This window comes from Candidatus Methylomirabilota bacterium, from assembly GCA_027293415.1.
In the GTDB taxonomy this organism is placed as follows: domain Bacteria; phylum Methylomirabilota; class Methylomirabilia; order Methylomirabilales; family CSP1-5; genus CSP1-5.
Genome location: JAPUFX010000190.1, coordinates 1 through 3,002, shown reverse-complemented (window position 1 = coordinate 3,002; position 3,002 = coordinate 1). Strand labels below are relative to the sequence as shown.

Below are 3,002 nucleotides of genomic sequence, written 5' to 3'. Positions count from 1 at the left end.
ATGGCAGGCTCGTGGCAAGTCCTTAGCGGAGAGGTGAGGGGCGAGAGTGGAGAGCGGATAGTTCAGACGGGAGAGCCCTTCGGCAAGCTCAGGGCTCCCAACACGTATTTTAGGTACTATTTATACCCAAATATAGCATTTTATGCTTAGACCCGGGAGGGGTCAAGTCGCTTGTTGACGGAGGCGCCTAGGGGACGGGTCAGAGATAGTAATGTTTATAAATCACGGTGGCGGCCGAAGCGCTGCTGAACGAGATTGATCTCGTCGTCGCGACTCCGTAAGCGCCCCTCGAGTCGTCCCTCGAGCAAAAGATCGAGGATCCGACGGTAGGTGGGTCCTGGAGGGAAGCCTAAGCTCTTGAGGTCTTGCCCGGTGAGCGCGGGCCTCACCGATGCCAGATGCGTGAGATACCGGTCCACTCGCTTTCTCACCCGTCCTCCCCCGATGGCCCAGACCAAGAGGCGCAGTTCCCCGGAAACACGATCCAGCAGTTGGCGAAGCCGGCTGGCCTGAAGCTGCCTCTGATCCAGTTTTTCCTCTAGACCCGGAAGCTCTTTGAGTTCCATCATCAACACATCGAGGGGGGGGCCTTTCATCCCGAGATGTCCTCCGACCCGGTGGCGAATCCTGGGAGTCACGGACAGCAGAAGGACCAAAAGATACAGGCGCCACAGCCGAGGCTCTGGAGGGATCTCCAGGTGGTGGTATCGCTCCCACGCCCGGCGAACGCGTCTCATCTGGGCAACCGTGGTGGGGCCGAGGACCAACGCAGGATCGAGAGAACTAAGGACGCCGAGCTTCCGAAGGATTAGCAGGACCGCCTCGGGCCTGGGCTCGCCCAGCACCAGCTTGAGCTCATGAAAGAGGCGGTCCTTGGAGAGCCGCTTGAGCACCTTCTCCGCCAGGACGCTTCGGATCAGCCGCCGGTCCCGTCGGCTGAAGTGCAGGTGATAGCGGGCGGCATATCGGGCTCCCCGGAAGATCCGGGTTGGGTCATCCCGGTAGCTTCCCTCGTGGAGGGCACGCAGGAGACCTTGCTCCAGGTCCTTGAGCCCCCCGTAGGGATCGAGGAGCTCGCCTCCCCGAGGGGCAAGCCGCACCGCCATGGCGTTTATAGTGAAATCCCGACGAAATAGGTCCTCCCCGATGGTCCCCGGCGAGACATCTGGTAGAGCAGCGGGATGGGTGTAAGACTCCTGCCGGGCGGTCGCCACATCGAGGCGAAGGCCGTCTTGGAGGATAAGGGTGGCCGTCCCAAACTTGCGATGGATGGTCACCCGGGCTCCCAGTTGAGCCGCCAACGCTTTCGCATACACAAGGGCATCCCCGGCCACAGTCAGGTCGAGGTCGGTGCTGGCGCTCCCTAGCGCGAGGTCCCGGACCGGTCCCCCGACGAGGTAGACTGCCACCCCCTGCCGCTCTCCCAGGATAGTAGCGGTCTTGACGAGATCTTGCTGCCGGCGCGGCAGACGCTTGAGAAGTTTTTGAGCCAGGACAGAAGGTCCCTTTGGGGTGGCACGCCTCACTTGAGAAATGGGAGAGGGTTTCTGGCCTTGCCGCCTCGTCGGATCTCGAAGTGCAAGTAAGGGGTTTCGGCAATCCCGGTCATCCCTACCTCGGCGATCACCTCCCCCTTTTTCACCCTTTCCCCCATTGTCACGAGGTTTATCCGGTTGTGGGCATACACTGTGGCGAAGCCTCCCTGGTGATCAATGATGACAAGATTTCCGTAGTCCCGAAGATCCGCCCCGCTGTATACTACTCTCCCCGCTTCCGCGGTCCGGATCGGGGTCCCCTCTGAGGCCGCGATACCAACCCCATTATTTTTGAACCCATCCTGAATCCCGTATTGAGTAAGAATCTTCCCCTTGACCGGCCATGCAAAGTGGAGTTTGACTGCCCGGGCTTCTTCTCTGGGAAGTTTCCGTTCCAGGACCGCCGTCTGTTCGGACCGATAGACTGGAACCTTTTTGACCCTCCGGGCCCCGGGAATGTAAAGGCGATCCCCGGCCCGAATATTCGAAGGATCGGAGATCCGATTGACCCGGCTCAGTTTTTTCACGCTTACCCCATACGTTTTGGCGATTCGGTAAAGGGTCTCGCCTGGACGGACCCGATGATAGATTCCCAGAGCGGACTGCCTACGCACACCGCACGATGCGAGGAGAAGGACGGAGAGACAGAGGGCCCCGAGGCACCGCTTCTTCACGACGCCCTCCCCGACAGGTGCCGACGCAAGCGGTCCGGCAAGAGGCTGTAACGTTCCCGGAGCCGGGCATTCCTCACCGCGATTGCGACGGCCTGCCTGTTGCCAACCATGACCACGAGACGTCTTCCCCGACTCAGGGTCGTATACAGGAGATTGCGCTGGAGCATGATGTAGTGGGATGTGTGGAGCGGGAAGACAACGGCCGGATACTCACTTCCCTGACTCTTGTGGACTGAAATGGCGTAGGCGAGGCTCAGCTCATCGAGCTCGCTCCAGTCGTACACGATCTCCCTGTGATCGAACCGGACCCAGAGCTGCTGATCTTCCCGGTCGATTCGACTGATCCAACCCAGATCGCCGTTGTATACCTCCTTATCATAGTTATTCCGAGTCTGCATCACCCGGTCCTCCGCCCGGAGTTGTCGCCCCCCCAGGATAATCTCCTCACCTTTAGGGTTCAGGGCTGCTTGAAGGTCTTGGTTGAGGGTGGCGACCCCCAAGGGGCCGCGGTTCATCGGGGTGATGACCTGGATGTCTAGGAGGGGGTTCAGGCCGTACCGGCTTTCAATTTCTGTCGTTACCAGCTTCTTCACGCGATCGCGGATCGCCTCCGCGTCGTCGAGCTCGATGAAGGCAAAGTCAGCCGCCCCGAACTCGGGGAGATGGGGAAACTCACCCCGGTTCACCCGATGCGCATTTACCACAATCCAACTCTCTTTGGCCTGACGAAAGATCTCCGTGAGCCGGACCACCGGAACGGATCCCGAGGCAATGAGATCGTGGAGTATGGAAC

The 3,002-nt window shown here is 60.1% G+C and carries 3 protein-coding genes; all 3 read right to left on the bottom strand.

The features are described from left to right. Positions 1 to 215: 215 nt before the first annotated feature. The gene (locus tag O6929_12885) at positions 216 to 1,526 is read right to left on the bottom strand and encodes a hypothetical protein (GenBank protein MCZ6481275.1); all 1,311 of its coding nucleotides are present in this window, start codon (positions 1,524 to 1,526) and stop codon (positions 216 to 218) included. Then, positions 1,523 to 2,209 (bottom strand): M23 family metallopeptidase, encoded by a 687-nt coding sequence (locus tag O6929_12880; GenBank protein ID MCZ6481274.1) that lies wholly within the window; start codon positions 2,207 to 2,209, stop codon positions 1,523 to 1,525. Before O6929_12880 ends, O6929_12885 begins: the two co-directional genes overlap by 4 nt. Next, on the bottom strand, positions 2,206 to 3,002 hold a 797-nt coding region (locus O6929_12875; protein MCZ6481273.1), incomplete at its 5' end, for an ATP-binding domain-containing protein. The genes O6929_12875 and O6929_12880, both read right to left, overlap by 4 nt.